The organism is Microbacterium jejuense (assembly GCF_039544225.1).
GTDB classification, from domain to species: Bacteria; Actinomycetota; Actinomycetes; order Actinomycetales; family Microbacteriaceae; genus Microbacterium; species Microbacterium jejuense.
In genome coordinates this window covers 132,248-157,261 of record NZ_BAABLG010000008.1, presented here as the reverse complement: position 1 = coordinate 157,261, position 25,014 = coordinate 132,248, and the positions used below count along the sequence as shown (strand labels likewise).

The 25,014-nt window shown below is 72.0% G+C and carries 28 protein-coding genes and 2 tRNA genes; 23 read left to right on the top strand and 7 right to left on the bottom strand.

Features of this window, described 5'->3' with window-relative positions:
- Positions 1-18: 18 nt before the first annotated feature.
- The 4 genes from ABEA46_RS13445 to ABEA46_RS13430 all read left to right on the top strand — a co-directional run bounded on the left by ABEA46_RS13445 (position 19) and on the right by ABEA46_RS13430 (position 1,906).
- A tRNA-Thr gene (locus tag ABEA46_RS13445) sits at positions 19-90 on the top strand.
- Positions 91-124: 34 nt separating this feature from the next.
- Positions 125-198, top strand: a tRNA-Met gene (locus ABEA46_RS13440).
- 109 nt (positions 199-307) lie between these two features.
- A complete protein-coding gene (locus ABEA46_RS13435; RefSeq protein ID WP_345545060.1) occupies positions 308-886 on the top strand; it encodes a VanZ family protein in 579 nt (192 codons plus the stop codon).
- Between the two features lie 66 nt (positions 887-952).
- Positions 953-1,906, top strand: a complete 954-nt coding sequence (locus tag ABEA46_RS13430) for a hypothetical protein (RefSeq protein WP_345545059.1) — start codon at positions 953-955, stop codon at positions 1,904-1,906.
- A gap of 12 nt (positions 1,907-1,918) precedes the next feature.
- Here ABEA46_RS13430 and ABEA46_RS13425 read toward each other — a convergent pair whose 3' ends face one another.
- A complete protein-coding gene (locus tag ABEA46_RS13425) occupies positions 1,919-2,260 on the bottom strand; it encodes a DUF7882 family protein (RefSeq protein ID WP_345545058.1) in 342 nt (113 codons plus the stop codon).
- A gap of 217 nt (positions 2,261-2,477) precedes the next feature.
- Between ABEA46_RS13425 and ABEA46_RS13420 the strand changes: the two genes are divergently transcribed.
- On the top strand, positions 2,478-2,699 hold the full coding sequence (locus ABEA46_RS13420; protein ID WP_345545057.1) for a hypothetical protein: 222 nt from the start codon (positions 2,478-2,480) through the stop codon (positions 2,697-2,699).
- A 35-nt stretch (positions 2,700-2,734) separates the two neighbouring features.
- Positions 2,735-3,079, top strand: a complete 345-nt coding sequence (locus tag ABEA46_RS13415; protein WP_345545056.1) for a DUF7882 family protein — start codon at positions 2,735-2,737, stop codon at positions 3,077-3,079.
- An 18-nt stretch (positions 3,080-3,097) separates the two neighbouring features.
- Here the strand turns inward: ABEA46_RS13415 and ABEA46_RS13410 are convergent, their stop codons facing one another.
- The 3 genes from ABEA46_RS13410 to ABEA46_RS13400 all read right to left on the bottom strand — a co-directional run bounded on the left by ABEA46_RS13410 (position 3,098) and on the right by ABEA46_RS13400 (position 4,907).
- Complete coding sequence (locus ABEA46_RS13410) at positions 3,098-3,655, bottom strand: FHA domain-containing protein (RefSeq protein WP_345545055.1); 558 nt, start codon at positions 3,653-3,655, stop codon at positions 3,098-3,100.
- A gap of 105 nt (positions 3,656-3,760) precedes the next feature.
- Positions 3,761-4,159 carry a hypothetical protein gene (locus ABEA46_RS13405; RefSeq protein ID WP_345545054.1) on the bottom strand — a complete coding sequence of 133 codons (399 nt, stop codon included), beginning with the start codon at positions 4,157-4,159 and terminating at the stop codon, positions 3,761-3,763.
- A 4-nt stretch (positions 4,160-4,163) separates the two neighbouring features.
- Positions 4,164-4,907: a CDP-alcohol phosphatidyltransferase family protein gene (locus ABEA46_RS13400; RefSeq protein ID WP_345545053.1), complete on the bottom strand. Its 744-nt coding sequence runs from the start codon at positions 4,905-4,907 to the stop codon at positions 4,164-4,166.
- A 20-nt stretch (positions 4,908-4,927) separates the two neighbouring features.
- Here ABEA46_RS13400 and ABEA46_RS13395 point away from each other — a divergent pair, with 20 nt between their 5' ends.
- The 9 genes from ABEA46_RS13395 to ABEA46_RS13355 are packed head-to-tail and all read left to right on the top strand — an operon-like array spanning position 4,928 to position 12,873.
- Positions 4,928-5,956 (top strand): zinc-dependent alcohol dehydrogenase, encoded by a 1,029-nt coding sequence (locus ABEA46_RS13395; protein ID WP_345545052.1) that lies wholly within the window; start codon positions 4,928-4,930, stop codon positions 5,954-5,956.
- Positions 5,929-6,345, top strand: coding sequence for a 6-pyruvoyl trahydropterin synthase family protein (locus tag ABEA46_RS13390; protein ID WP_345545051.1), 417 nt, complete (start codon positions 5,929-5,931; stop codon positions 6,343-6,345). The genes ABEA46_RS13395 and ABEA46_RS13390 overlap by 28 nt, the downstream gene beginning before the upstream one ends.
- Positions 6,342-7,478, top strand: coding sequence for a glycosyltransferase family 4 protein (locus ABEA46_RS13385; RefSeq protein ID WP_345545050.1), 1,137 nt, complete (start codon positions 6,342-6,344; stop codon positions 7,476-7,478). The genes ABEA46_RS13390 and ABEA46_RS13385 overlap by 4 nt, the downstream gene beginning before the upstream one ends.
- Complete coding sequence (locus ABEA46_RS13380; RefSeq protein WP_345545049.1) at positions 7,475-8,290, top strand: SAM-dependent methyltransferase; 816 nt, start codon at positions 7,475-7,477, stop codon at positions 8,288-8,290. Before ABEA46_RS13385 ends, ABEA46_RS13380 begins: the two co-directional genes overlap by 4 nt.
- Positions 8,278-9,486: a lysylphosphatidylglycerol synthase transmembrane domain-containing protein gene (locus ABEA46_RS13375; RefSeq protein WP_345545048.1), complete on the top strand. Its 1,209-nt coding sequence runs from the start codon at positions 8,278-8,280 to the stop codon at positions 9,484-9,486. Before ABEA46_RS13380 ends, ABEA46_RS13375 begins: the two co-directional genes overlap by 13 nt.
- Positions 9,479-10,207, top strand: coding sequence for a RibD family protein (locus ABEA46_RS13370; RefSeq protein ID WP_345545047.1), 729 nt, complete (start codon positions 9,479-9,481; stop codon positions 10,205-10,207). The genes ABEA46_RS13375 and ABEA46_RS13370 overlap by 8 nt, the downstream gene beginning before the upstream one ends.
- Before the next feature lie 13 nt (positions 10,208-10,220).
- Positions 10,221-11,852, top strand: a complete 1,632-nt coding sequence (locus ABEA46_RS13365) for an alkaline phosphatase family protein (protein ID WP_345545046.1) — start codon at positions 10,221-10,223, stop codon at positions 11,850-11,852.
- 29 nt (positions 11,853-11,881) lie between these two features.
- Complete coding sequence (locus ABEA46_RS13360; RefSeq protein WP_345545045.1) at positions 11,882-12,376, top strand: GNAT family N-acetyltransferase; 495 nt, start codon at positions 11,882-11,884, stop codon at positions 12,374-12,376.
- Positions 12,377-12,393: 17 nt separating this feature from the next.
- Positions 12,394-12,873, top strand: a complete 480-nt coding sequence (locus ABEA46_RS13355) for a LacI family DNA-binding transcriptional regulator (RefSeq protein ID WP_345545044.1) — start codon at positions 12,394-12,396, stop codon at positions 12,871-12,873.
- A 9-nt stretch (positions 12,874-12,882) separates the two neighbouring features.
- Here the strand turns inward: ABEA46_RS13355 and ABEA46_RS13350 are convergent, their stop codons facing one another.
- Positions 12,883-14,265 carry an alpha/beta fold hydrolase gene (locus ABEA46_RS13350; protein WP_345545043.1) on the bottom strand — a complete coding sequence of 461 codons (1,383 nt, stop codon included), beginning with the start codon at positions 14,263-14,265 and terminating at the stop codon, positions 12,883-12,885.
- Positions 14,266-14,423: 158 nt separating this feature from the next.
- On the opposite strand from ABEA46_RS13350, the gene ABEA46_RS13345 reads away from it, so the two are divergent.
- The 6 genes from ABEA46_RS13345 (at position 14,424) to ABEA46_RS13320 (ending at position 20,407) form a co-directional block, all read left to right on the top strand.
- Positions 14,424-16,625, top strand: a complete 2,202-nt coding sequence (locus ABEA46_RS13345; RefSeq protein WP_425563187.1) for a heavy metal translocating P-type ATPase — start codon at positions 14,424-14,426, stop codon at positions 16,623-16,625.
- A gap of 89 nt (positions 16,626-16,714) precedes the next feature.
- A complete protein-coding gene (locus tag ABEA46_RS13340) occupies positions 16,715-17,545 on the top strand; it encodes a DUF2510 domain-containing protein (RefSeq protein ID WP_345545042.1) in 831 nt (276 codons plus the stop codon).
- Positions 17,542-18,348 carry a sulfite exporter TauE/SafE family protein gene (locus tag ABEA46_RS13335; RefSeq protein ID WP_345545041.1) on the top strand — a complete coding sequence of 269 codons (807 nt, stop codon included), beginning with the start codon at positions 17,542-17,544 and terminating at the stop codon, positions 18,346-18,348. The genes ABEA46_RS13340 and ABEA46_RS13335 overlap by 4 nt, the downstream gene beginning before the upstream one ends.
- A gap of 56 nt (positions 18,349-18,404) precedes the next feature.
- Positions 18,405-18,854 carry an FAS1-like dehydratase domain-containing protein gene (locus tag ABEA46_RS13330; RefSeq protein WP_345545040.1) on the top strand — a complete coding sequence of 150 codons (450 nt, stop codon included), beginning with the start codon at positions 18,405-18,407 and terminating at the stop codon, positions 18,852-18,854.
- Entirely contained in the window at positions 18,851-19,267 is a 417-nt protein-coding gene (locus ABEA46_RS13325) for a MaoC/PaaZ C-terminal domain-containing protein (protein ID WP_345545039.1), read from the top strand. The genes ABEA46_RS13330 and ABEA46_RS13325 overlap by 4 nt, the downstream gene beginning before the upstream one ends.
- A gap of 3 nt (positions 19,268-19,270) precedes the next feature.
- A complete protein-coding gene (locus tag ABEA46_RS13320; RefSeq protein ID WP_345545038.1) occupies positions 19,271-20,407 on the top strand; it encodes a UDP-N-acetylmuramate dehydrogenase in 1,137 nt (378 codons plus the stop codon).
- 296 nt (positions 20,408-20,703) lie between these two features.
- Here ABEA46_RS13320 and ABEA46_RS13315 read toward each other — a convergent pair whose 3' ends face one another.
- Both ABEA46_RS13315 and ABEA46_RS13310 read right to left on the bottom strand, forming a co-directional pair.
- A complete protein-coding gene (locus ABEA46_RS13315; protein ID WP_345545037.1) occupies positions 20,704-21,588 on the bottom strand; it encodes an endonuclease domain-containing protein in 885 nt (294 codons plus the stop codon).
- A gap of 345 nt (positions 21,589-21,933) precedes the next feature.
- A complete protein-coding gene (locus ABEA46_RS13310) occupies positions 21,934-23,136 on the bottom strand; it encodes a pyridoxal phosphate-dependent aminotransferase (protein ID WP_345545036.1) in 1,203 nt (400 codons plus the stop codon).
- Between the two features lie 153 nt (positions 23,137-23,289).
- On the opposite strand from ABEA46_RS13310, the gene pnuC reads away from it, so the two are divergent.
- Positions 23,290-23,916 carry a nicotinamide riboside transporter PnuC gene (gene pnuC, locus ABEA46_RS13305; RefSeq protein ID WP_345545035.1) on the top strand — a complete coding sequence of 209 codons (627 nt, stop codon included), beginning with the start codon at positions 23,290-23,292 and terminating at the stop codon, positions 23,914-23,916.
- Complete coding sequence (locus tag ABEA46_RS13300; RefSeq protein ID WP_345545034.1) at positions 23,909-25,012, top strand: AAA family ATPase; 1,104 nt, start codon at positions 23,909-23,911, stop codon at positions 25,010-25,012. The genes pnuC and ABEA46_RS13300 overlap by 8 nt, the downstream gene beginning before the upstream one ends.
- The last annotated feature ends 2 nt before the right edge of the window (positions 25,013-25,014 follow it).

Genomic DNA, 25,014 nt, shown 5'->3' with positions numbered 1-25,014 from the left:
CCTGCTTGCAGGCAGCACGCCCCGATAGCTCAGTGGCAGAGCACTTCCATGGTAAGGAAGGGGTCGTCAGTTCAATCCTGACTCGGGGCTCGCAACATCCGTCATCACGACCGCGGATGCGTGCGGCAGGGTAGCTCAGTTGGTGAGAGCGCACGACTCATAATCGTGAGGTCGCGGGTTCAAGCCCCGCTCCTGCTACAGAATGAAACCCCCGGGATTCCGGGGGTTTTGTCGTTGGTGGGACGCCGCGGGACCACTGCTCGACCGGGGTTCGGTGCCTTCAGAGGGTCTCGCGAGAGAATGCCCTGTGACCACTCCGGCCAGGCATCCTTCGCGTCGCAGCCGCGGCATCCTCATCGTCGCGTTCGTCGTCTACCTCGCGCTGCTGGCATGGGTCGTGCTGTGGAAGCTCGAGGTTCCCTGGGGCGGTGACGCTGCGGGCCTGGCCCGGCCGATCAAGCTGGTGCCCTTCGTATCGAGCGGAGACGCGGGAGCGAGCGCGCCCACCGAGCTGCTGATCAACCTCGTGCTCTTCGTGCCGTTCGGCCTGTTCGTCGGGGCGCTCGTGCCGGCCTGGTCGTGGGTCAGGGCCGGAGCAGCCGCGCTGGTCGCCAGTCTTGTGCTGGAGACGGTGCAGCATCTCATCTCGACCGGGAGCTTCGACACCACGGACCTCATCGTCAACACGGCCGGGGCGCTCGCCGGCTGGGGGATCTTCGCACTCGTCCGTCGGAGGTCGGGCGCGCGCACGTCCGCGGTCATGACCCGCGTCTGCGTGATCGTCTCGGCGCTCGCGCTGGTCGCCGTGGTCGCCTTCGTCGCGTCTCCGCTGCACTACGGCCCGCAGCGCGACGTCGTCGTGGAGCGTTCTGCGTCGTCGCGGTGACAGGCGCACCGAGGGCGGCCCTTCCTTCGGGAGTCGGCGGCGACGCAGACGTGACACAGTGGCTTGGTGACCGAACCTGATCTGGCTGCGCTCGCCGAGGGCGTCCGCGCTGCCGCCGAGGCCCGTGCCCGTCATCGTCGACTCGGTGTCCAGCTCGATGCCGCGGGGGCGCTCGTGGAGTCGCGGCGCGGCGAGCTGGCCGAGTTGCAGCAGAGACTGCGGATCGAGCAGTCCGATGTCCGCCGGCTGGAGAAGCTGTCGCCGACGAAGATCTGGGCGACGCTGCGCGGAGACGCCGCCGATCGCCTCGTCATCGAACGCGCCGAGGCGGATGCCGCCGGGCTCGCGGTCGCCGGTGCACAGGCGCGGCTCGACAGTTCGCTCGCCGACACCACCCGACTCCGCGGCGAACGCGACGGCCTCCACGGAGCAGACGGCGAATACGGCGCGGCACTGGCCGCCTATGAGGTCGCCCTGCGCGCGACCGGTGGTCGTGACGCGGCAGAACTGACCACGATCGCCGACCAGCTGGGCGTGGCGGCGGCGCGTCGACGTGAGATCGCGGAGGCTGTCGACGCGCTGCGCGCCGCGAAGGCGGCCTTGGACGAAGCGCTCCAGCGGCTGGACAGCGCGGGAGGCTGGTCGACATACGACACCTTCTTCGGCGGCGGTTTCGTCGCGGACATGATCAAGCACTCGAACCTCAGCGAGGCCACCGATGGCTTCACCGAGGTGAATCGGGCACTCGAACGGCTTTCCACCGAGCTCGCGGACCTCGGCGGCTCGACCGTCGACGGCGTCGAGATCTCTGACACCCTGGCGGTGTTCGACGTGCTGTTCGACAACATCCTCAGCGACTGGATGGTGATGGACCGCATCTCCGAAGCCCGAGCGAGCGCCGAGAGACTGGACGACCGCCTCACTCAGCTCGCCGAGCACCTCGCCACCGTCGCTGCAGAGACCTCGACGCGAATCGGCACGCTGCTGGCGCAGCGCGAGGCGATCCTCACCGCCGTCTGAGCGCCCGCGGCGTCAGGCGGTGCCCGCGGGCTCGACCATCACGTCGGGGATGCCCTCGTCGGCGGGCTCGGGGATGATGTGCAGGCCCTCGGGGGAATTCGCGACGATCGCGAGCGCCTCGAGCCAGGTGCGGTTCAGCGCGGGGCGGCGGCTGCCCGAATACTCGAAGACCAGCGACGATCCGGGATGCACCCAGATCATCGTGCGGCCATCGCCGGTGGACGGATCGTTCCGCCACGTGAGCGGGAACGACTCCGCCCTGCGCAACTTGTCGCTGATCACCACGGCGAGATGGGTGAGCGTGCGGTCGTCCACATCGAGGCGGACCGACCCCTCATACGTCAAACGACCCATGACATCCTCCCCGGCGTCCGCCGAGCGGGGACTGCGGACGCCCACCGTCAGCCTAGCCTCGGCGCGCGCGGCATCGCGCGCCGGACCGCCGCAGCGTCAGCGGCCCATGATCGGCAGCCCGGTAGACAGGCGGGACGGCGCTGTCAAGGCCCTCGCTGACGCGCGGCTCCGACGCCTAGCGTGCGAACTGGAGACAACGCGGCACCCGGGGGTGGTCATGAGCGACGTCGACAACCAGGGCTCGCTGCCCTCACATGTGGAGCACGGCAGCGGCCGCTCCGCGCGCGCGAAAGACACGCCATCGCCGGGACCGGAGGACGGGGAGCTCACGGACGACGGCGAGCCGGAGAGTGCCCACGAGAACGCGTCCGCCGCGCGTGCGCCGTTCGAGCCGTCGACCGGCGCGCAGAACGATCCCACCGAGGAGGAAACCCGATGACGTCGAAAGAACCCGCAGAGGGTAGCGTCCCTCGTATGGGAACTCTCTACTACGGCGCGCAGGATGTGCCCATCCACATCGAGGACCGGGCGCTCGCGCATCTGAAGGTGGTGATCGCCACCAAGCTGCGCCGCAACGAGAGTTTCACGCTGTCGTGGCAGCACCCCGACGAAGGTCCTGGCGGGCGCTCGACGATCTGGCTGCATCCGTCGATCCCGCTCATGTTCGTCTTCGACGACGCTGAGCCTCCGGAGCTCAGTCGCGCCTGGATCGACAAGCTCGCCCACTCGGCGAACACATCGGGCGGCATCCTTCTGGTCGATGAGGTGCTCGTCGATCCGGACGCGGACGCCGACGGCGACGGCGGCGACGAGGACTGACCGCGTCAGGTCGCGGACTCAGGCCCGGTCGGGCTTGATGTCGCGCGCGTCCCCGGTGTCGCCGGGGCTCCGCGTGGATTCACGCCGGTGCTCGGCATCGTGCGCGTGCGCGCTGTTCTCGGCGTAGTCGGGGCGCGCCGGCTGCACGGGCTGGTCAGACATCTCGCCACCCTGACGGCCGCCGTACGGACGGCCGTGATCGGCATACTCGTCGCGGGCGAACGTGAAGCGCCACTGGCCCATCCGGAACTGCGCGCCCGAGCGCAGGACGATGGCTTCGGCCCCGTCGAGCGAGTCCCTCGGCTCGGGTCTGGCGTTGGTCTCGGTCTTCGCGTACGTCAGCAGGAGATACTCGTCGCCGTCGTCGTGGCGGATCTCGGCGTGCCGGGTCTCGGTGCCGTCGACGCGGAGGTCCGCGTCCGCTCCGGAGCCGATCGTGACCCGATCGGCGTTGAGCGGGAACTCGAAGTGATCCCCGCCCGAGACGATGAGCCGCGGGTGACCCGTGCCCCATTCGCCGTGCGTGGTCGTGGGGATGTAGCGGCCGCTGTGGGCGGCATCCTTCATGTCGATCATGGGTTCGCCCCCTTCGGGCGTTCGACCGGTGCGGTCGTCTCTTTCTTGACGCTAAGCGTCGGACCCCGCCGCGGCGGCGGGGGTTGAAGTGTCTGGGGAGCGGTGCTAGGCGGCCGCCACCGGCTTCGGGCGCAGGACGAGCACCGTCGTGACGCCCAAGATCACGATGCCGATCGACTCGACGATGATCGTCTCGGGCACGAGCGTGAAGTCCCACGTCTCGGTGATCCCGAACAGCCCGACGGTCAGCGCGAGGATCAGCGCCAGCAGCGTCGCGATGAGGAACAGCAGGCTGAGCACTGTCGCCAGCTGCAGCCATCGGCCCTGCAGGAACAGCATCCCGATCGCGAGGACGAGTGCGCCGACGGCGTTCAGCACGAACATCACGCCGAGGATCCCGCCCACGCCGTCGAAGACGAGGAACAGATGGATGCCGCCTGCCGCGAGCAGTGCGAGCGCGCTGAGGATCCGCATCACCCGGAGCGCGGGGGTGGGAGGTGCCATCGTCCTACCTGCTTTCGTCTCGAGTCGAGGCCTTCTCAGAGGACACGAGATCCGTCCCCGCGCGGTTCATCCGCACGAGCCAGATCACGTCGCGGCCGAACGATTCGACCAGCAGTGCGAGCGCGGCCGCGGCGACGAGCAGGTTCGCCACGGGAGGCAGCAGCTGTGCCGCGACCAGCGTGAGGGCGACACCGCACACCGCGGTCACGACCTTGCGCCAGTAGCGGTACGGGAGCGTGCGGCCGAGGAAGGGCAGCAGCCACGCCGCCGCCACGAACGCGTACCGCATGAGCCCGATCGAGAGCACCCACCACCCGACGAACCGCGCGTCGTACACGCTCAGCACGAGCAGCAGGTAGGCGTCGACCTCCATGTCGAAGCGTGCGCCGAGCTCGCTCACGCTGCCGGTGCGTCGCGCGACGTAGCCGTCGACGCCGTCGAGGGCGAGGGCCACCGCGACGATCGCCACCAGCAGGACCGTGGCCGCCTCGCCCGAGAAGGACTCCACGACCAGCGCCGTCGCCACGCCGACCAGCACCGAGCGTGTGGCGGTCACGCCGTTGGCGGAGCCGAACCGCGTGGCCCGCCGCCTGCGGAGCCCGAGCGAGACGAGCAGCGACGAGACGACGAGGTATGCGAGCCCGGCCGCCCACGCGAGCGGCGACAGTGGAACCGCCGTCGCCACGACGATCAGGGCGGCGACTCCGGCCGCCGCCCACCACCACGGTGTCAGGTGAACTTTTCGCATGCGGGCTCCGTGTTCCCTTCATGGTCCTCACGAGTGACACGACGCAGGTGCCCGACTCGGTTCAGATCGAGGGAGCGGCTTCCGCCACCTCGTGGTGGACCGTCGGCCCGGGCTGGGGCGAGTTCCGCACCGAGCCGCTGCCCGCGGTGCACGCGGGGGAGGCGTCGGTGCGGACACTGTGGACCGGCATCAGCCGCGGCACCGAGTCGCTCATCGCGAAGGGATCGGTGCCCCTCTCGGAGCGCGAGCGCATGCGGGCGCCGTTCCAGGACGGCGACTTCCCGTTCCCCGTCAAGTACGGCTATCTCAACGTCGGGGTCGTCGAGCACGGCCCGCCCGCCCTGCGAGGGCGGACGGTGTTCGCGCTGTTCCCGCACCAGTCGCGCTTCGTCGCGCCCGCCGACGCGCTGGTCGCGGTGCCCGAGGGCGTTCCCGCGCGGCGGGCGGTGCTCGCGGGGGCGGTCGAGACCGCGGTCAACGTGCTGTGGGATGCGGCTCCGGCGATCGGAGACCGCGTCGTGATCATCGGCGCCGGCATGATCGGCTGTGCCGTCGCACGCCTGGCCGCCGGCATCCCCGGATCCGACGTGATCGTCGTCGATGTCGATCCGACGAAGCGGACGGTGGTCGAAGGCCTGGGGGCGCGGTTCGCGCTCGCCGCCGACACTGTCGATGAGGCGGACGTCGTGATCGAGGCGAGCGGCAGCGGAGCCGGGCTGCAGCACGCACTGCGCGTCGCGCCCACCGACGGCGAGATCGTCGTCGCCAGCTGGTACGGCGGCAAGGCGGTGCCGCTGGAGCTCGGCGGGGACTTCCACTCCCGGCGGCTCTCGATCCGGTCCAGCCAGGTCGGCGCCGTGGCGTCGAACCGACGATCGCGCCACACGACGCGGGAGCGGCTGACGCTCGCGCTGCGGCTGCTGCAGGACCCGGCGTACGACCTGCTGCTCGGCGCGACGTCTTCGTGGCGACGGCTGCCCGAGATCACTGCCGCCCTTGCCGACGGCACGGCCGGAGAGCTGTGCGAGACGATCGACTGGAGCGCCTGATGGGCTTCGGCGTCACGGTCCGCGATCACCTCATGATCGCCCACAGCCTGCGCGGCGACGTCTTCGGGCCGGCGCAGCGGCTGCACGGCGCCACCTACGTCGTCGACGCCACGTTCCGCGCCGACGAGCTCGACGAGCATGGCGTCGTGGTCGACATCGGATGGGCGGCCGACGAGCTGCGCGAGATCGTCGGCGCGCTGTCGTACCGCAACCTCGACGACGAACCCGACCTGGAGGGCGTCAACACCACCACCGAGCGGCTGTGCCAGATCATCGGCGACCGGCTGGCCGCGCGCGTCTCGGGCTTCGGCGGCTCACGTCTCACCGGCATCGCCGTGACCCTGCACGAGTCCCACATCGCCTGGGCGAGCTACGAGGTGTCGCTGTGACCGGGCGGCCGGTCGTCTTCGTCGTGCCCGAGGGCCTCGACGATCCCGCGCGCGTGAGCGGCGGCAACGTGTACGACCGCCGCCTGCGCGAGGGTCTCGGGGCTGCGGGATGGTCGGTGTCGACGGTGGAGGCGGGGGATGCCGCATCCGCCGCGCTCGCCCTGCGACAGCTGCCGTCGGGCGCCACGGTGCTGCTCGACGGCCTCGTCGCGGGCTGGGCGCCGGCCGAGGTCGCGGCGGCTTCCGCGCGCACCGGCGTCGTGGTGCTCGCGCACATGGTCGCCTCGGCGTTCTCCGACGCGACGCCGGCGCTCGTCGAGGCCGAGAGGCGCGTGCTCGCCGCAGCACACGGAGTCGTGGTCACGAGCGAGTGGACGGCGCGCGAGCTCACGCGCCGGGGGCTCGTGGATGCCGCACGCGTGACGGTCGCCGCCCCCGGGGTGGCGGCATCCTCTCCCGTCGATCCGTCGTCTTCTGCTCGTTCGTCGTCTACGCACGCGGATCCCGCCGAGACGCGTGCATATGCGACGAACGAACCGGTGGTGGCAGGAGCGGGGGAGGGACGCGACGGCAGGTGGCTGTGCGTCGGCGTCGTCGCACCGCACAAGGGGCAGGACGTGCTGCTCGCTGCCCTGGCGCGTCTGCCGCGGCTGGACTGGACGTGCGCGATCGTCGGCTCGCCCGACGCTGCGCCGGAGTTCGCCGCGACGGTGCGCAGCGATGCTGCCGGCTTCGGCGGTCGCGTGCGGTTCACCGGGGTGCTCGGACCCGCGGCGCTCGCCGCGGAGTACCGGCGCGGCGGGCTGCTCGTCGCACCCTCGAGGGTCGAGAGCGCGGGCATGGCGATCGCCGAGGCGCGCGCCCGCGGCATCCCTGTCGTCGCGGCAGCGGTCGGCGGCATCCCCGACACCGTCGCGGGCGGAGGCGCCGTCCTGGTGCGTCCCGACGACCCTGGCGCTCTCGCCGCGGCGCTGCAGGCCTGGATGACCGACCCCGCGCTGCGACGACGGCTGCGCCGCGAGGCCCGGGCCGCGCGCACGACGATGCCGACCTGGGCCGACGCGACGGCCGCGGTCGCGCGGGCACTCGAGGCGGCGTGCGGTGGACCGAGCGGGCGAAGCGGGCCGACGTGAGCGCGATCTCGACGGCATCCTCCTCGTGGCTCGCTCTGCGCGCGGCCGCGGACGGCGCGTCGCGCTCACAGGTGCTCGCCGCGGCGCTGGCCGAGCTGCTGCCCGCGGCGCCCGTCGAGCTGCACGATCTCGGTGCGGGGACGGGCGCCATGACCCGCTGGCTCGCGCCGCAGCTGCCCGGCCCGCAGCGCTGGGTACTGCACGACGGCGACGCCGCCATCTTCGAGCACCTCGATCTCCGGTCGGTCGTCGACGATGCCGGCCGACCGGTCCTCGTCGACACGACGGTCGAGCACCTCGGTCTGCTGCCGGTCGGAGCGTTCCGCGGGGCGGCCGGCGTGACGGCATCCGCTCTGCTGGACGTGCTGACCCGCGACGAAGCCGCTCGCATCGTCGACGCCTGCGTCGAGGCTCGCGCGCCCGCCCTGTTCAGCCTGTCGGTGACCGGGCAGGTCACCCTCGACCCGCCGCACCCCGATGACGCCGCGTTCGGCGCGGCGTTCAACGACCATCAGCGTCGTGAGGCGGACGGACGACGGATGCTGGGGCCCGAGGCCGTGCCGGTGCTCGGGCTGAGGTTCGCCGAGGCCGGCTGGCACGTGCACCGTGAGGCGACGCCATGGCGACTCGGCGCGGCGGACGCGGAGCTCCTCGTGTCGTGGCTCGAGGGCTGGGTGGGTGCCGCCGTCGAGCAGCGCCCCGAGCTCGACGGCATCGCCGACACGTATGTCAGGTGGCGTCGGTCCCAGGCCGCGGAGGGCACGCTGCACGTCGAGGTCGGACACGAGGATGTGCTGGCATGGCCGCGCTGACGACTGCCGCGGGTGATGCGGCAGGCGCCGCACGGAGCGTCGCGTCGGCCGGGTCGGGGCGGGTCGGGGCGGTGGAGTCTGCCGCCGCGCGGGATCGTGGGGGCACGCGCACCGCGGTGCGGATCGCCGCCGGCGTGACCGTCGTCGCCGGAACGGCGATCGTGGTGGGGGTGGGGCCCTTCCTGCAGGGTATCGCCGCCGTGTCGCCGCTGTCGATCCTGGCCGCGTTCGGGCTGATCGCCGTCGCGACGGCCGCGGCCGCCTGGCGGTGGCGCGTGGTCGCGACGGGGTTCGGCCTCGATCTGCCGTGGCGTGAGGCGTTCGGCGCGTACTACCGTTCGCAGTTCCTCAACGCCGTGCTGCCCGGCGGGGTCGTCGGAGACGTGCACCGGGCGTACGTCCACGGCAGTGCCCGCGACAGCATCGGGCTCGCCGCCCGCGCCGTCGCGGCCGAACGCGTCTTCGGGCAGGTCGTGCAGTTCGTCCTGACGCTCGCGGTCGTCCTGCCGCTCGGATTCGGCTCCTCGCTCGCGCCGGTGGTGTGGGGCGCCGGTGTCGTCGCCGTGGCGGTCGTGCTGGCCGTGGCGGTCGCGATGAGCGTGCCGCGCGCGCGTCGCGTGCTGCGGCGGGAGTACCGGATGCTGCGCCCCGTGCTCGCCCGCCCGCTCGCCGTCGTCGCGATCCTGCTGGCGTCGATCGCGGTCGTCGCGGCCCACGTCACGCTGTTCGTGGTGGCCGGACTGGCCGTCGGGCTCGATGCCGCGCCGGTCGGCCTGGTGCCGGCCGCGATGGTCGTGCTGGCGGCATCCGCCCTTCCGATCAATGTGGGCGGGTGGGGACCGCGCGAGGCGGCGGCCGGCGCCGCGTTCGCGCTGGCCGGAGCGGGGGCCGCCGACGGCGTGGCGACCTCGACAGCCTTCGGCGTGCTGGCCCTGATCGCTGTCGCACCGGGCGCAGTGGTGCTGCTGGCGGGGCGCCGTCGCCGCCGCGCGCACGCGGCCGTCGCGCCGTCGGACGCTCCGGCCACCGCCACCTCCCTCGTTCGTTCGTCACCTGTGCACGCCGAATCCGCGATCTTGCGTGCACAGGCGACGAGCGAACGGAGTAAGACGGGAGGTGGGGGCGGCGTTCGGACGGGAGCGCCGCACGCCGGCGCGGGCGGGGGCCCGCGGGGGAGAGGCGGACACGATGAATGAGCGGCCGTACGTGACCCTCAGTTGTGCGATGTCGATCGACGGCTATCTCGACAGCGCCGAGCCGCAGCGCCTGGCGATGTCGAATGCGGCGGACCTCGACCGCGTCGACGAGGTGCGCGCCCGCAGCGACGCGATCATGGTCGGCGCCTCGACGGTGCGGCGCGACGATCCCCGGCTGCTGGTGCGCGACACCGTGCGCCGCGCCCGCCGGCTGTCGTACGGCCGGCCCGAGTCGCCCATCAAGGTCACTGTCACAGCCTCGGGCGAGCTGTCGCCCGAGGCCGCGTTCTTCACGACGGGCGAGGCCTCCCGGCTCGTATACAGCCCTTCGGCTGCGGCACCGGCGCTGCGCGCGCGGCTCGGTGACCTCGCCACCGTCGTGGGGCTGGGCGAATGCGTCACGATGGCAGCGCTGCTCGACGACCTCGGCGCCCACCGCGGCGTCCGGCGGCTGATGGTCGAAGGCGGCGGGCGGGTGCTGACGCAGTTCCTGGAGGCGGACCTCGTCGATGAGCTGCAGCTCGTCGTGGCGCCGTTCTTCGTGGGCGAGGCCGGTGCGCCGCGTGTCGTCGGACCCGGATGCTTCCCGTGGACCGCGTCGCGGCGCGCTCGCCTGGCCGACACCCGTCAGATCGGCGACGTCGTGCTGCTGCGGTACTCGCTGTCGGAGCGCTGCGACGCCCTCGACCGCCATCGCGCCGCGCTCGCCGCCACCCTGTGACGGGGCGACCGGCATGAACCCGCGGGAGGGCAGCGGCCGCCGGTGGCCGGCGGCGCTGGCGACCGGCACGGCGATCGCGCTGCTGGTCGCGCTGCCGCTGGGTCCGGGGCTGCTCGCGGGCGCCGGCGGGACGGGACTCGTGCGCATCCCGGTCGAATCGCTCGCGATCGTGCTGCTGCTGACCGTGGTGCCGTGGCGTGCGGCCCGCGTCGCGCTCGCCGGGGCGTTCGGGGCGTTCGTCACGCTGGCGCTGGTGCTCGCGGGCATCGACCGCGGCTACGAGGCCGTGCTCGGCATCCATTTCGTCCCGCTGGACTGGCCGCAGCTGGGCGACGCCTACGGCGTGGTGACGGATGCCGTCGGCGCCACATTCGCCAACCTGCTGGTCGCGGGCATCGTCGTCGTGATCGCCGCGTGTGTCGGCGGTCTGGCGTGGGCCGCGCTGCGGGTGGCGCGGATCGTGCGTCGCCGCGCGGACGGACGTGCGGCGGTCGCCGCCGTCGCCGGGGTGTGGATCGTCGCCGCCGTTGTGGCGCCGCCGCTGCGGACGACGGACCCGGTCGCGGCGGCAGCATCCGTCGGATCCGTCGGCACGGCCGTGGACCGCACGGTCTCGGCGCTCCAGGAGCAGGCCGCCCTCGCGCGCGACATCGCCGACGATCCCTTCGCCGAGGTGCCGGGCGACCGGCTGCTCACGGCCCTGCGGGGCAAGGACGTGCTCGTCGTGTTCGTCGAGAGCTACGGACGCGTCGCGCTGGAGGACCCCGGCATCTCGCCGGGTGTGGGGACGGTGCTGGGCGACGCCGAGTCGGCGCTCGCCGCCGGCGGCTATCTGGCGCAGAGCGCGTGGCTCACCTCGCCGACCTACGGCGGGCGCAGCTGGCTCGCGCATTCGACGCTGCAGACCGGCGTGTGGATCGACGCGCAGACCGCGTACGAGCAGGTCGTCGCGAGCGACCGCCTCACGCTCACCCGGGCGTTCTCGCAGGCCGGGTGGCGCACCGTGGGCGATGTGCCGTCGAACATCCGGCCGTGGGAGGTCGGCACGTCGTTCTACGGCTACGACACTCTGCTCGGTGCGAGCGACGTCGGCTACCAGGGGCCCAGGTTCGGCTACGCCCGTGTGCCCGATCAGTACACGCTCAAGCACTTCGCCGACACCGAGCTCGCCGGCGCGCACGAACCGGTGATGGCCGAGATCGACCTGGTCTCGTCGCACACACCGTGGGCGCCGCTGCCCCGGCTCGTGCCGTGGCACGAGCTCGGCGACGGCTCGGTCTTCGACGGCCAGCCCGCGCTCAGCGCCTCGGCCGACGCGGTGTGGCAGGACCCACGCACGGTGCAGCGCTTCTACGGCAGGTCGGTCGAGTACTCGCTCGGCGCGCTGGTGTCGTTCCTGCAGAACATCGACGACCCGGATCTCGTGATGCTCGTGCTCGGCGACCACCAGCCGGCGCCGATCGTGAGCGGACCGGATGCCTCACACGACGTGCCCGTCACCCTCATCGCCCGCGACCCGGCCGTTCTCGCGGCGATCGGCGAGTGGCGCTGGCAGGGCGGCCTGCGCCCCGGTGAGGCCGCGCCGGTGTGGCGGATGGACGCCTTCCGCGACCGGTTCCTCGAGGCTTTCGACATGCCGCGGTGACGGAGCGCCGAGGCTGGCAGGATGACGGGATGACCTTCACCCTGCGCGGACCCGAGCCCGCCGACACAGAGGCGCTGGCGGCCCTGCACGTGTCGACGTGGCAGGAGACGTACACCGAGCTGCTGCCCGACGGCTACTTCGACGACGCGTTCCTCGAGGGGCGCCGCCGGATGTGGACCCGGATGATCGAAGAGCCGCGCGACGACCTGATCATCCGCGTCGCCGAGCAGGACGGGCGCATCATCGGCTTCGCGGTGTCGGGGCGACCCATCGGCCCGCTCGCGGACGAGGCGCCGCGCGACCGTCACCTGTACATGCTGTACCTCGCGGCCGAGGCGCACGGCGGGGGAGCCGGGCAGGCGCTCATCGACGGGGTGCTCGGCGACGGGCCCGCCATGCTGTGGGTGGCCACGCAGAACCCGCGCGCCATCGCCTTCTACCGTCGCAACGGGTTCGAGTTCGACGGCGTCGAAGTGGTCGACGAGGGTGCGCCGTCGATCACCGACGCCCGCATGGTGCGATAGGTCACGAGGAGGATCCGATGGGCGCAGCCACCATGGCCGACGTCGCGCGCGTGGCCGGGGTGTCGAAGAAGACCATCTCGAACTACTTCAACGGCTACCCGTACATCCGTCCCGAGACGCGGGCGCGCATCCAGGCCGCGGTCGCGGAGCTGAACTACACGCTCAACGTGTCGGCGCGCAATCTGAGCTCGGGCCGCACCGGCACCATCGCCCTCGCCATGCCCGAGATCGCCCATCCGTACTTCGCCGAGCTGCGGCTGGAAGACGTGGTGATCCCGGCAGTCCCCACGGCGTGGGACCGCGGCTGGGACCCGGAGCTGCGCGCGCCGGTGCTCGAGATCCTCGGTGCCCGGGTGCGGCATGCCGACGACGCGCTCTACGCCCCCGCGGCCGGCGAACCCACGGTCGTCGACTACGGGCCGGTGACCGCGATCCCGTACTACCGGTGGGCGAATCGCACGCCGGGCGCCATGCGGGTGTGGATCCCCACCCGCTGAGTCGCCCGGTCAGTACGTCTCGTCGGTGTCGTCGCTCCACGCGGCGAGGTCGATGCCGTGGTTGTCGGGCGACGCGAGCGTCCACCACTCCGGCGCGTGCGAGTCGTCGGCCAGGCGGCCGCCCGCCTCCAGCGCCGCGGCGAGATAGGCGTCGACCTGGTCGCGCGGCACCGACACGTCGATGTGGGTGCGCCCACGGCCCGATCTGGGTGGGTCCATCGTCTGGAACCACAGATGGGGACTGCGGCGCAGCGGATCGACGGCGTCGTCGGCGCCCATCGGCTCGTACCCGAGTGCGGCGGTCCAGAACGGCCGCACCCGTGCGTCGGGATCCTGTGCCACCGCGATGCCGAGCACGCGCAGCACCGACGGGTCCGGTTCCAGGTCCAGGCGCCGGGCGGAGGCGGAGACCGCCGCGGCGAGCTCGGCGTCCGCCGCGCTCAGCGCCCCGTCGCGACGGCTGAAGGTCTTGACGAAGACGCCCTCGGGGCGCAGATCCACGTCGGGGAAGTGCCCCTGCTCTTCGGCGATCGCGACGACCTCGGCCACCAGACGTGCGCCGTCGCCCAGCGACTCGGTGCGGAAGAAGGCGTGCGCTCCGCCGTAGAGCACGCGCCAGTCCTCGACGCCCTCGGCGGCGTGGAACGCCTTCGCGCTGATGGTCTCGATCTCGGGCTCGATCGTGCCGTCGCCGATCGGCGGCTGCGCGACGATGATCCGGGCGAGCTGCTGCGGCCGCGTGAGCATGGGCCAATGCCCCGTCGGCAGGTCGACGTACGTGACGTCGCGCAGGCGCGTGAACTCCTGCACCGGCGCCTCGCCGGCGGCGATCCAGTCGCGCAGATCGGCCGTCGTGTACTCCGTCGACACCGCCGTGACCGGGATGCCGAACCTGCGGTCGTCGTGGAGCTGCTGGATGCCGGTCACCACGCCCGCCGGCGACGGCACCGCGTACGCGCCGAAGGCCGCCATGCCGCCCTCGCCGAGATCGCGCAGATCCGCCTCGTCGAACTCGCTCCAGTCGGGGAGCGGAAGCTCGGCGCCCACAGGCTCGAAGCCGCGCAGCAGCGGCTCGCCGTCGGAGGTCGGAAAGCCGCCGATGAGGATCAGGCGCGCGACCCGATCGGGGCGCGCATCCGCGGCCGCGTAGACGATGCCCGCGGCGGCCGAATGTCCGACGAGCACGACCTGATCGCCCGGCGCGGCATCGATCGCCTCGACGACGGCCGCGACATGATCGGCCAGCGACACGACCGAGCGGTCGTCATCCACCGACGCCATGCCGGGGAGCGTCACGGGGACGGGCCGATGACCCGCCGCCTCGAGGGCGGGTGCGACCTCGTACCACGCCCACCCGCCCATCCACAGGCCGGCGACCAGGATGATGTCCATTTCGGCTCCTTCGACGATTCCGGGATGACGCCAGTGTCGCGCGCTCCTCCGACATCGGGAAGACGTCCCGGCGAACGGGAATACGACACGCGTCGCGAGCATTGACCCTGATACCCCTAGGGGGTATAACGGAACTGTCCCTTCGACGAGGAGCAAACGTGACCGACCCGCACCACGACCATCACGACCACGGCGGAGTCGCGCACGCGCCGGCGCCCACCGGCGCCGAGCACGGCCCTTCCGTGCACGCGGCCCACGACCACGTGGCCCACGACCACACCGCGCACGACCACGCGTCGCACGACCGCACCGCGATGTCGATGACGGACCACGAAGGCCACGACGCGCACGCCGGCCACGGTGCGCACGCGGGCCACGGCGCCGACCACGTCGCGCGTTTCCGCCGGCTGTTCTGGATCAACCTCGTCCTCGCCGTGCCGGTCGTCGCGTTCTCGGGCATGTTCGCGATGGTGCTCGGCTACACGCTCCCCGATGCGCCCTGGGTGGCGTGGGTCGCCCCCGTGATCGGCACGGTCATGTACTTCTGGGGCGGCTGGCCCTTCCTCACCGGCGCCGTGTCGGAACTGCGTGCGCGCAAGCCCGGCATGATGCTGCTCATCGGGCTCGCGATCACCGTCGCGTTCTTCGCCTCGTGGGGAGCGAGCCTCGGCCTGCTGCACCACGAGCTGGAGTTCTGGTGGGAGCTCGCGCTCCTCATCGTGATCATGCTGCTCGGCCACTGGATCGAGATGCGCTCGCTCGCGCAGACCACCTCGGCCCTCGACTCGCTGGCCGCGCTGCTGCCCGACGAGGCCGAGCGCGTCGAGGGCGACCGCGTCGTGACGGTCGCGCCGTCCGCCCTCCGGGTCGGCGACGTCGTCGTGGTGCGCCCCGGTGGCAGGGTGCCGGCCGACGGCCGCATCGTCGACGGCGGCGCCGACATGGACGAGTCGATGATCACCGGCGAGTCGCGTCCCGTGGCCCGCACGGTGGGCGACCAGGTGACCGCGGGGACTGTGGCGACCGATTCCGGACTGCGCGTGCAGGTCACCGCGACCGGCGACGACACCACGCTCGCCGGCATCCGTCGCCTGGTCTCTGAAGCGCAGAACTCGACCTCGCGCGCGCAGCGGCTGGCCGATCGCGCGGCCGGCTGGCTGTTCTGGTTCGCACTGGGTGCCGCCGCGATCACCGCGGTGGTGTGGAGTGCGGTCGGGATGCCCGACGAAGCTGTCGTCCGCACCATCACCGTCCTCGTGATCGCGTGCCCCCACGCGCTCGGGCTCGCCATCCCGCTGGTCGTCTCGATCGCGACCGAGCGCGCGGCCCGCGGCGGCGTGCTGATCAAGGACCGACTGGCGCTGGAGAGCATGCGCACCATCGGTGCCGTGCTGTTCGACAAGACCGGCACGCTCACCAAGGGCGAGCCGACCGTCGTCGACATCGCCGCGACGGGCGACCTCGACGCCGACGGCGTGCTCGCGCTCGCGGCATCGGCCGAGGCCGACAGCGAGCACCCGCTTGCCCGCGCCATCGTGCGGGCGGCCGAGGCCCGCGGTCTCGCGCTCGCCCCCGCGGCGGGCTTCCAGTCCTCGCCCGCCGTAGGCGTGACCGCGGCGGTCGCGGGCGCTGTGGTCCGCGTGGGCGGGCCGCGCCTGCTCGACGAGGTCGGCGCCGCTGACGTGGCGGCGGCGGAGGCATGGCGCGAACAGGGCTCGATCGTCCTGCACGTCGTGCGCGACGGTGCGGTGGTCGGCGGGCTGGCGCTGGCCGACGAGATCCGCCCCGAGTCCCACGAGGCCGTCGAGGCGCTGGGCAGGCTCGGCGTCGAAGTCGTCATGATCACGGGGGATGCCGAGCCCGTCGCCCGCGCCGTCGCCCAGGCTCTCGGCATCCAGCGCGTCTTCGCGGGGGTGCGTCCCGAAGACAAATCTGCCAAGGTCGCCGAGCTGCAGAGCGAGGGGCTCAAGGTCGCGATGGTCGGCGACGGCGTGAACGACGCTCCGGCGCTCGCCCGCGCCGATGTCGGCATCGCGATCGGCGCCGGCACCGACGTCGCCATCGGCTCGGCCGGCGTGATCCTCGCCTCGAGCGATCCGCGGTCGGTGCTGTCGGTCATCGAGCTGTCGCGCGCGAGCTACCGCAAGATGACCCAGAACCTGTGGTGGGCGGCCGGCTACAACCTCATCTCGGTGCCGCTCGCGGCCGGCGTACTCGCGCCGATCGGGTTCGTGCTGCCGATGTCGGTCGGCGCCATCCTGATGTCGCTGTCGACGGTCGTGGTCGCACTCAACGCGCAGCTGCTGCGCCGCCTCGACCTCACGCCCGAGGCGAGCGTCCGGGCGGTCCTCGGCCGCTGAGCGGGGGAGTGGATGCCGCGGCCCGGGCGCGGCCCGGGCCGCGGCTTGCGGCATCCGTCCCCCGCGTCGTGCGGGGATAGGGTTTGAGGATGACGACGACTCCTCCCGGCTGGTACGACGACGGTCACGGCGCCCTGCGCTGGTGGGACGGCGCCCAGTGGACCGAGCACGTCGCACAGCCCGACCCCGAGCCGTCGCCCGCCCCGACCGAGGCCGAGATCGTCGCCGCCCAGCTCGGCTTCGAGCCGCAGCCGGCCCAGACCGTTGCGCCCGCGGCGCAGCCGGCACAGACCGTTGCGCCCGCGGCGCAACAGTACGCCGGCCAGCCCTACGCCGGCGCCGCGCAGCCGGCCGCCGATCCGGCGCACGCCGGGGCCGCCTACCCGGGTGCACCGGCGGGCGGTGCGTTCACCGCCGCGACCGAGCCTCGCACGTCGAAGCTCTGGATCGTATGGGTCGTGCTCGGCGTCGTGCTGCTGGGCATCGTCATCGCCGTCGCGGTGCTCGTGCCGCTGCTGATCCTCAACCTGGCCGCGCCGGGCGGCGCGCAGTCCGACGACGAGAAGGCCGCCGTCACGGCGGTCCAGACGTACGACCACGCCTGGCAGACCGGCGACTGCGACGAACTGGTGTCGGCCACGACCGAGCAGTTCCGCGAGCTGAGCGACTACACGGACTGCGAGGGGTTCCACAGCGACGCCGCTGCGTTCGACGACACGTTCGACGACTACGAGCTGGCCGTCACCGGGGTCGAGACCACCGACGAGGGTGTCGAGGTCACGACGAACGAGACCTACACGCTCCTGGTCGATGAGAACGGCGATCCCGCCGCCCCCGCGCCGGGGGCCTCGGTCGTCCACTACACGGTGGTGGAATCCGACGGCGGCTGGGCGATCGACTACCTCTCGTACGACGAATGAGCGCGCCTGACACGCAGCGGCGCCCCCATGACACCCGCTTCTACCTGACCTGCATCGGGATCGGCCTGGTCGCGGGCGTGCTGTCGGGCCTCTTCGGTGTCGGCGGCGGCACCGTGATCGTGCCTTTCCTCGTGCTGTTCCTGCGCTTCGATCAGCGCCTGGCCGCCGGCACGTCGCTGGCCGCGATCGTGCCGACCGCGACCGTCGGGGTCATCTCGTACGCCGTGACCGGCTCGGTCGCGTGGATCGCCGCCCTGCTCCTGGCGCTCGGCGCGGTCTTCGGCGCCCAGATCGGCACATGGCTGCTGCCGCGCCTGTCGCTCACCGTGCTGCGGTGGGCGTTCGTCGGCTTCCTCGTCGCGGTGATCGTGAGCCTCTTCCTCGTGATCCCCTCGCGCGAGGCCGAGCTGATCCTCACCTGGTGGAGCGGAGCGGCACTGGTCGCGGTGGGCGTGGGCACCGGCATCCTGTCAGGCCTCATCGGCGTCGGCGGCGGGATCATCGTGGTCCCGGTGCTCATGGTGCTGTTCGGCACGAGCGACCTCGTCGCCAAGGGCACCTCGCTGCTCATGATGATCCCCACCGCGGTGTCGGGCACCGTGGGCAACATCCGCCGGCACAACGTCGACCTCGTCGCGGCGGCTGTCGTCGGTCTCGCCGCCTGCACCACGACAGCGCTCGGTGCCTGGATCGCGACCCTCGTCGACCCGTTCGTCGGCAACGTGCTCTTCGCGCTGTACCTCGTGTTCATCGCGGTGCAGATGGGGCTGCGCGCCTGGCGCGGACGCCGCCGCCCGGCCTGAGCCGGCGCCGGGCCGCCACCGCCGGGGGCCCCGGACCCGCTCGGTAGGATGGCAGGGTGCCAGTGAACCCCGAGCTCGTCGGCCGCGACTTCGCGCCGACGCCCCCGTACCTCGTGGGTCGTGAGAAGGTGCGCGAGTTCGCACGCGCCGTCTTCGCCGATGACCCGCAGCACACCGACCCCGTCGCCGCACAGGCGCTCGGCTATGCCGACGTCGTCGCGCCGCCGACCTTCGCGATCGTCGTGACCGAGGCCACGCTGCAGCAGCTGCTGTCGCAGCCGGACTCCGGCATCGTGCTGCAGAACGTGCTGCACGCCGAGCAGAAGTTCCGGTACACCCGGCCGATCGTGGCGGGAGACGAGCTCACCGCGACGCTCTCGGTCACCGGCATCCGCGCCATGGGCGCCGCCGCGATGGTGACGAGCGAGTCCGAGATCACGGATGCCGCGGGCACGCACGTCGTCACGACGACGTCGGTCCTGCTGGTGGGGGAGGGCGAGGCATGAACCTGACAGTGGGCGACGTCGTCGCCGAGCGCACCGTGCACCTGACCCGCGAGTCCCTGGTGCGCTACGCCGGGGCCTCCGGGGACTTCAACGCGATCCACTACCGGGACGACGTGGCCGCCGCCGTCGGGCTCCCCGGGGTGCTCGCGCACGGCATGCTCACGATGGGCCTGGCCGTCGGCACGATCGAGCCGTGGCTGCGCTCCTGGGGAGACGGTGACACCGGACGCATCCTCGACTACGGGGTGCGGTTCACCAAGCCCGTCGTGGTCGGCCCCGAGACCGGCGCCGATGTGACAGTCATCGCCAAGGTCGGTGCGGTCGACGAGGAGTCCGCGCGCATCGACCTCACCGTGTCGCACGACGGCACGACGGTGCTCGTCAAGGCGCAGGTGCGCGTGCGGACCAGCTGACGCATGCCCGACGTAGACCCCATCCCGCTGTCGCGGCTCACCACGCTGCGCACCGGCGGTGCCCCCGAGCGCATGATCGACGCGCACACGACCGACGAGCTCGTCGCCGCGCTGCGCGACGTGTGGGCCTCGGGTGACGAGTGGCTCGTGCTCGGCGGCGGCTCGAACCTGTTCGTCGGCGACGACCCCTTCGAGGGGACAGTCGTGCGCGTGCTCACGAACGGCATCGAGCGGATGCCGTCGCCCATCCCCGGTCGCGCGCGGATCCGCGTGCAGGCAGGCCACGATTGGGACGCGGTCGTCGCCTACGCGGTCGCAGAGGGACTCGGCGGCATCGAGGCGATGTCGGGCATCCCGGGAACCGTCGGCGCCGCGCCCGTGCAGAACATCGGCGCGTACGGTCAGGAGATCGTGCAGACGCTCAGCGAGGTGGAGCTGCTGGACGAGTCGACCGGCGAAGTCTCACTGGTCCCCGCACCCGAGCTCGGCCTCGGCTTCCGCACCTCGGTGCTCAAGCACCATTACGGCTCCGTCCCCGCGCGGCGTGCGGTGATCCTGTCTGTCACGCTCGACCTCCCCGAGGTGGGCTCCGGCGCCCGCCGCATCGCGGGCGACCAGCTGCGCACGGCGCTGCGCCTCGCGCCCGATGACGTGGTGACGCTCTCATGGGTGCGTGAGCGCATCCTGGAGACCCGCCGCAGCAAGGGCATGGTGCTCGACGCCGACGATCCCGACACCTACAGCGCCGGCTCGTTCTTCCAGAACGCCGTCGTGTCGGCATCCTTCGCCCGCACTCTCCCCGAGGAATGCCCCCGCTGGCCGGTGCACCCCGATCTCGACCCGGTGCTCGTGATCCCGCTCGAGAGCTTCGACGGCTACGTCCCCGCCTCCAAGCCCGTCGAGTCCGAGGTCAAGGTCAGCGCCGGCTGGCTCATCGAGCACGCGGGCGTCCGCAAGGGGTTCAAGCTGCCGCGCTCGCGCGCCGGCCTGTCGACCAAGCACGCCCTGGCCCTCACCAATCGGGGCCACGCCACCGCTGCCGAACTCGCCGAGCTCGCACGGTTCATCCAGGGCCGCGTGCAGTCCGAGTTCGGCCTGGTGCTGCAGCCCGAGCCCGTGCTGGTGAACGTCGAGCTCTAGTCTTCGCACCGGTCGTGATCGAGCTGCGCGAGCAGAAGGTCGCGCTGCGTCGGGGCGAGGTTCGCCAGGGCCGCGGCCACCACGGCATCGATCGTCAGTCGTCTTCTCATGGGAGTGTCCTTTCGTGGTCTTCACGAAGGGCGACGAACGGGCGCGCGTGTTCTCGACAAAGGAGAACGTGGATGCCTTCCACGCCCTCTGTCGCCACGTGCGCAGCACAACCCGGCCGACGAGTCGCCAGGATCGTCGCGCCGTCCGTGCGCTTCTTGGCGACGCGTCGACATGCGCACGGATCGTCATGGATCGAGGAGGCGCTGGATCCGTGCTGCCAGGGCGTCGAGGTCGTCGAAGTCGCGGCGCGTCACGACCGTCACCCGGTAGCCGAGGGATTCCAACTCGGCACGCCGCATCTCGTCGCGACTCCACTGGTCCGGATCGCGGTGATAGTCGCCGTAGTACTCCACCACGAGTCTCTGCTTGCGGTAGATGATGTCGACCCGTGCGATGAACCGCGTCCCGTCGTAGATCTCGATGTTGCATTCCGGCCGCGGAAGCCCAGCCAGCTCGAGTGCGCAGCGCAGCTCCGACTCGCGGGGCGACTCGGATGCATCCGAACACAGCTCCAGCGCGCGACGGCGACCGTCTGCACCCGGCGCGCGCGGCGACGCGGCATGGGCTGCCGCCAGCTCGTCCTTCGTGCAGTGACGTCGTCGTCGCGCGATGAGGTGGTCGGTGACTGCGACGAGCGCCGGCAGATCGAGTTCTGCGGACAGGTCCATCCACGTGCGCGCCGCGCTCGTTGATCGCATGCCGCGTCGTGTCACGAGGTCAGCGGGATCGATGCGGAGCGCCCGTCCGCGGACTCCGCGGCCGCGCAGGCGATTGCGCGGGTGACTCACCGCGATGGTCGGTCGGCGCAACGCATCCCGATGAACCGCGGCCGGCAGCGGGAGTCCCCATACCGTGCCGGCCGTCGGACCGCACATGAAGGCGTGCGCAGGTACGGTTCGCATCAGCAGCGCGAGCCGGGCGACGTCGTCGAGCTCGCGAACGGCGCGGGCACCTTGGAACGGCTTGCGCAGCCTGCGACTGCGCAGCTGCCGTTCGTCAAGTCCGGCATCCCTTCCTTCGGCGAGGGTGAACGCCGGGAGCAGGCGCTGTGGCAGGGCCGGAATGCTCATGCCTCGATGGTTCCGGTCACCTGCGCATCAGGACCGCTCGCCCCGTGCGATCTGTGGGAAGCCTCGTGAGCACGTCGGGTGTGGAGGAAGGTCCGCCCCACCCCGCCATCGCCACGCCTCGTGTCGCCACATTCTGCGCGTCGGATACGGCGTTCGTGGCGACTCGCCGGGATCTGCCCGAACGGGGCCGGCGCGGCCACTGGGGTGGATCGCCACACTCTGCGCGTCCGATACGGCGTTCGTGGCGACTCGCCAAGAACGACCGGAGCGACAGGGGACGGGCGCCGAAAAACGGAACGTGGATGCCTCGGGTGAGGCATCCACGTTCCGTGATGATGTGCGGCGTCAGGAGGCGAACAGGCGCTGCAGGCGCTGCACGCCCTCCAGCAGTGCGTCGTCGCCGAGGGCGTACGACAGGCGCAGGTAGCCGGACGGGCCGAAGGCCTCACCGGGGACCACGGCGACCTCGGCCTTGTCGAGGATGAGGTCCGCGAGCTCGAGCGAGGTCGTCGGCGTGGTGCCCGCCCACTCGCGGCCGAGGAGGCCGCGCACGTCGGGGTAGGCGTAGAACGCGCCGAGCGGCGTGGGGACCTCGACGCCGTCGATCTTCGACAGCTCGGCGACGATCGTGCGGCGGCGACGGTCGAAGGCCTGACGCATCTGCTCGACCTCGTCCTGCGGGCCGGTGAGGGCCGCGACGGCCGCGCGCTGCGCGATGTTGTTGACGTTCGAGCACAGGTGGGACTGCAGGTTGCCGGCGATCTTGATGGCGTCCTTGGGTCCGAGCATCCAGCCCAGGCGCCACCCGGTCATCGCGTACGTCTTGGCGACGCCGTTGACCAGGATCGTCTGCTCGGCGGCGGCCGGCACGGCCTCGACGATCGACACCGCGCGGGTGCCTTCGTACACGAGGTTCTGGTAGATCTCGTCCGAGATGATCCAGATGCCGTGCTCGACGGCCCACTCGCCGATGGCCCGCGTCTCTTCGAGCGTGTAGACCGAGCCGGTCGGGTTCGACGGCGACACGAAGACGAGCGCGACGGTGCGGTCGGTGCGCGCGGCCTCCAGCTGCTCGACGGTGACCTTGTAGTGCTGGTCGGCGCCGGCGAAGACCTCGACGGGGATGCCGTCGGCCAGGGCGATCGCCTCGGGATAGGTCGTCCAGTACGGCGCCGGCAGCAGCACCTCGTCGCCCGGATTCACGACGGTCTGGAAAGCCTGGTAGACGGCCTGCTTGCCGCCGTTGGTGACGATGATCTGCGACGGGTCGACCTCGAGCCCCGAGTCGCGCAGCGTCTTGGCCGCGATCGCCTCGCGCAGCGCCGGGAGGCCCGCGGCGGGCGTGTAGCGGAAGTTCGCGGGGTTCTGCAGCGCCTCGGCCGCGGCATCCACGATGAACTGGGGCGTCGCGAAGTCGGGCTCGCCGGCGGCATACGAGATGACGGGGCGGCCGGCGGCCTGCAGCGCCTTCGCCTTGGCATCGACCTTGAGGGTCGCGGACTCGGCGATGGCGGAGAGCTTGCGGGAGAGCGGTGCGCGTTCGGTCACGCCTCGAGCGTAGTCCGCGCGCGGGCGCGGGTCAGCCGCCGATCCGGGTTCTGTGGACCGACGAGTGTAGGAACGCTCCGGCGGGTGGATGCCGCATCCCCTGGCGGGGTGATCGGCGCTCCGCGCCGCCCGGACCCTGCGTAGGCTCGCAGGGTGATCGACTGGTTTCTCGCCGAGTGGACGCAGATCCTCGGCTTCGCGACCGGTGCCGCCTGCGTGCTGCTCGCCGGCCGGCGGAACGTCTGGACCTACCCGCTCGGCATCGCGAACAACCTCGTGTTCCTCGTGGTCTTCGTGCCGGCGGGGCTGTATGCGGCCGCGGGGCTGCAGCTGGTGTACCTCGCACTGGGCGTGCACGGCTGGGTCCGGTGGACCCGCGGCGCAGAGCACGACAAGGGCTACATCGCCAGGACGCCGCGCCGGGCGATCGGCTGGCTGATCGCCGCCGGAGCCGTCGGCGCCGCGGTGCTGACGTGGGTGCTCGCGACCTTCACCGACTCGCAGGTCGCCCTCGCGGACGCCGCGACGACGGCCGCGAGCCTGGTCGCGCAGTACATGCTCAACCGCAAGTGGATCGAGAACTGGTTCGTCTGGATCGGCGTCGACATCGCGTTCGTGGCGCTGTCGATCGTCACCGGCCTGTGGATCATCGCCGCCTTGTACGCGTTGTTCATCGCGCTGTGCGTCTACGGCTGGCGTTCGTGGCGCATCGTCGAGCGCGCGGGCTCCGGGCGGGAGAAGAGCGGGATGGATGCCGCGCCGGAGGCCGCCCGTGCGTGAGCGCCGCTTCGACCACGGACTGGTGATCGGCAAGTTCTACCCGCTGCACGCCGGTCATTCGCACCTCATCCGGGAGGCGCTGCGCGCCAGCGACAAGGTGACGGTGCAGGTGCTGGCGGCATCCGTCGAATCCGTTCCGCTGCAGACGCGGGTGGACTGGATCCGCGACGAGCACCCGACCGCGCGCGTGGTCGCCGCGATCGACGACGCGCCCGTCGACTTCGCGTCCGAGGCGGCGTGGGACGCCCACACGGCGATCATCGCCGGGCTGCTGGACGGACCGGTCGACGCGGTGTTCACGTCAGACGAGTACGGTGCCGAACTGGCACGCCGCCTGGGCGCGCAATGGGTGCAGGTCGACGCCGGCCGGGAGCGCAACCCGGTGTCGGGGACCGCGATCCGCGCCGATCCCGCCGCGCACTGGCACGAGCTCTCGCCGGCGGTGCGGGCGTCCCTCACCGCCCGTGTCGTGGTGCTCGGCGCCGAGTCCACCGGCTCGACGACGCTCGCCGAGGCGCTCGCCGACGCCTGCCACACCGCGTGGGTGCCCGAGTACGGCCGGGAGCTGTCGCTCACGCGCGAGGGCGGCCTCGACGCGCCGTGGCGCAGCGACGAGTTCGACCTGATCGTCGACCGCCAGATCGCGTGGGAGGATGCCGCCCTGCGCCGCGTCCCCGTGCCGCTGCTGGTGTGCGACACCGACGTGCTGGCGACCGCGCTGTGGCACGAACGGTACGTCGGCACTGCCGATGCCCCCGCGGCGACCGAGCGGCTCCTGGCACGCGCGCGGGCGCACCGCCCCGACCTGTACCTGCTCACCGGCGACGAGATCCCGTTCGTGCAGGACGGCACGCGCGACGGCGAGCACATCCGCCACGCCATGCAGGACCGCTTCCGCGACGTGCTGGCGGCGCAGGACGTGCCGTGGGCCGAGGTGAGAGGTGACATCGCGGCGCGGGTGGCGGCATCCCTCCCACTCATCGACGCCGCGATCGCGCGCCGTCTGTCGTTCACCGCGCCGCTGGAGGGCCGGCCGCACGACGAGCAGCTGGCGCTGCAGGCCGCGGCGGCGGGCACCGTGATCGGTCACGGTTAGGC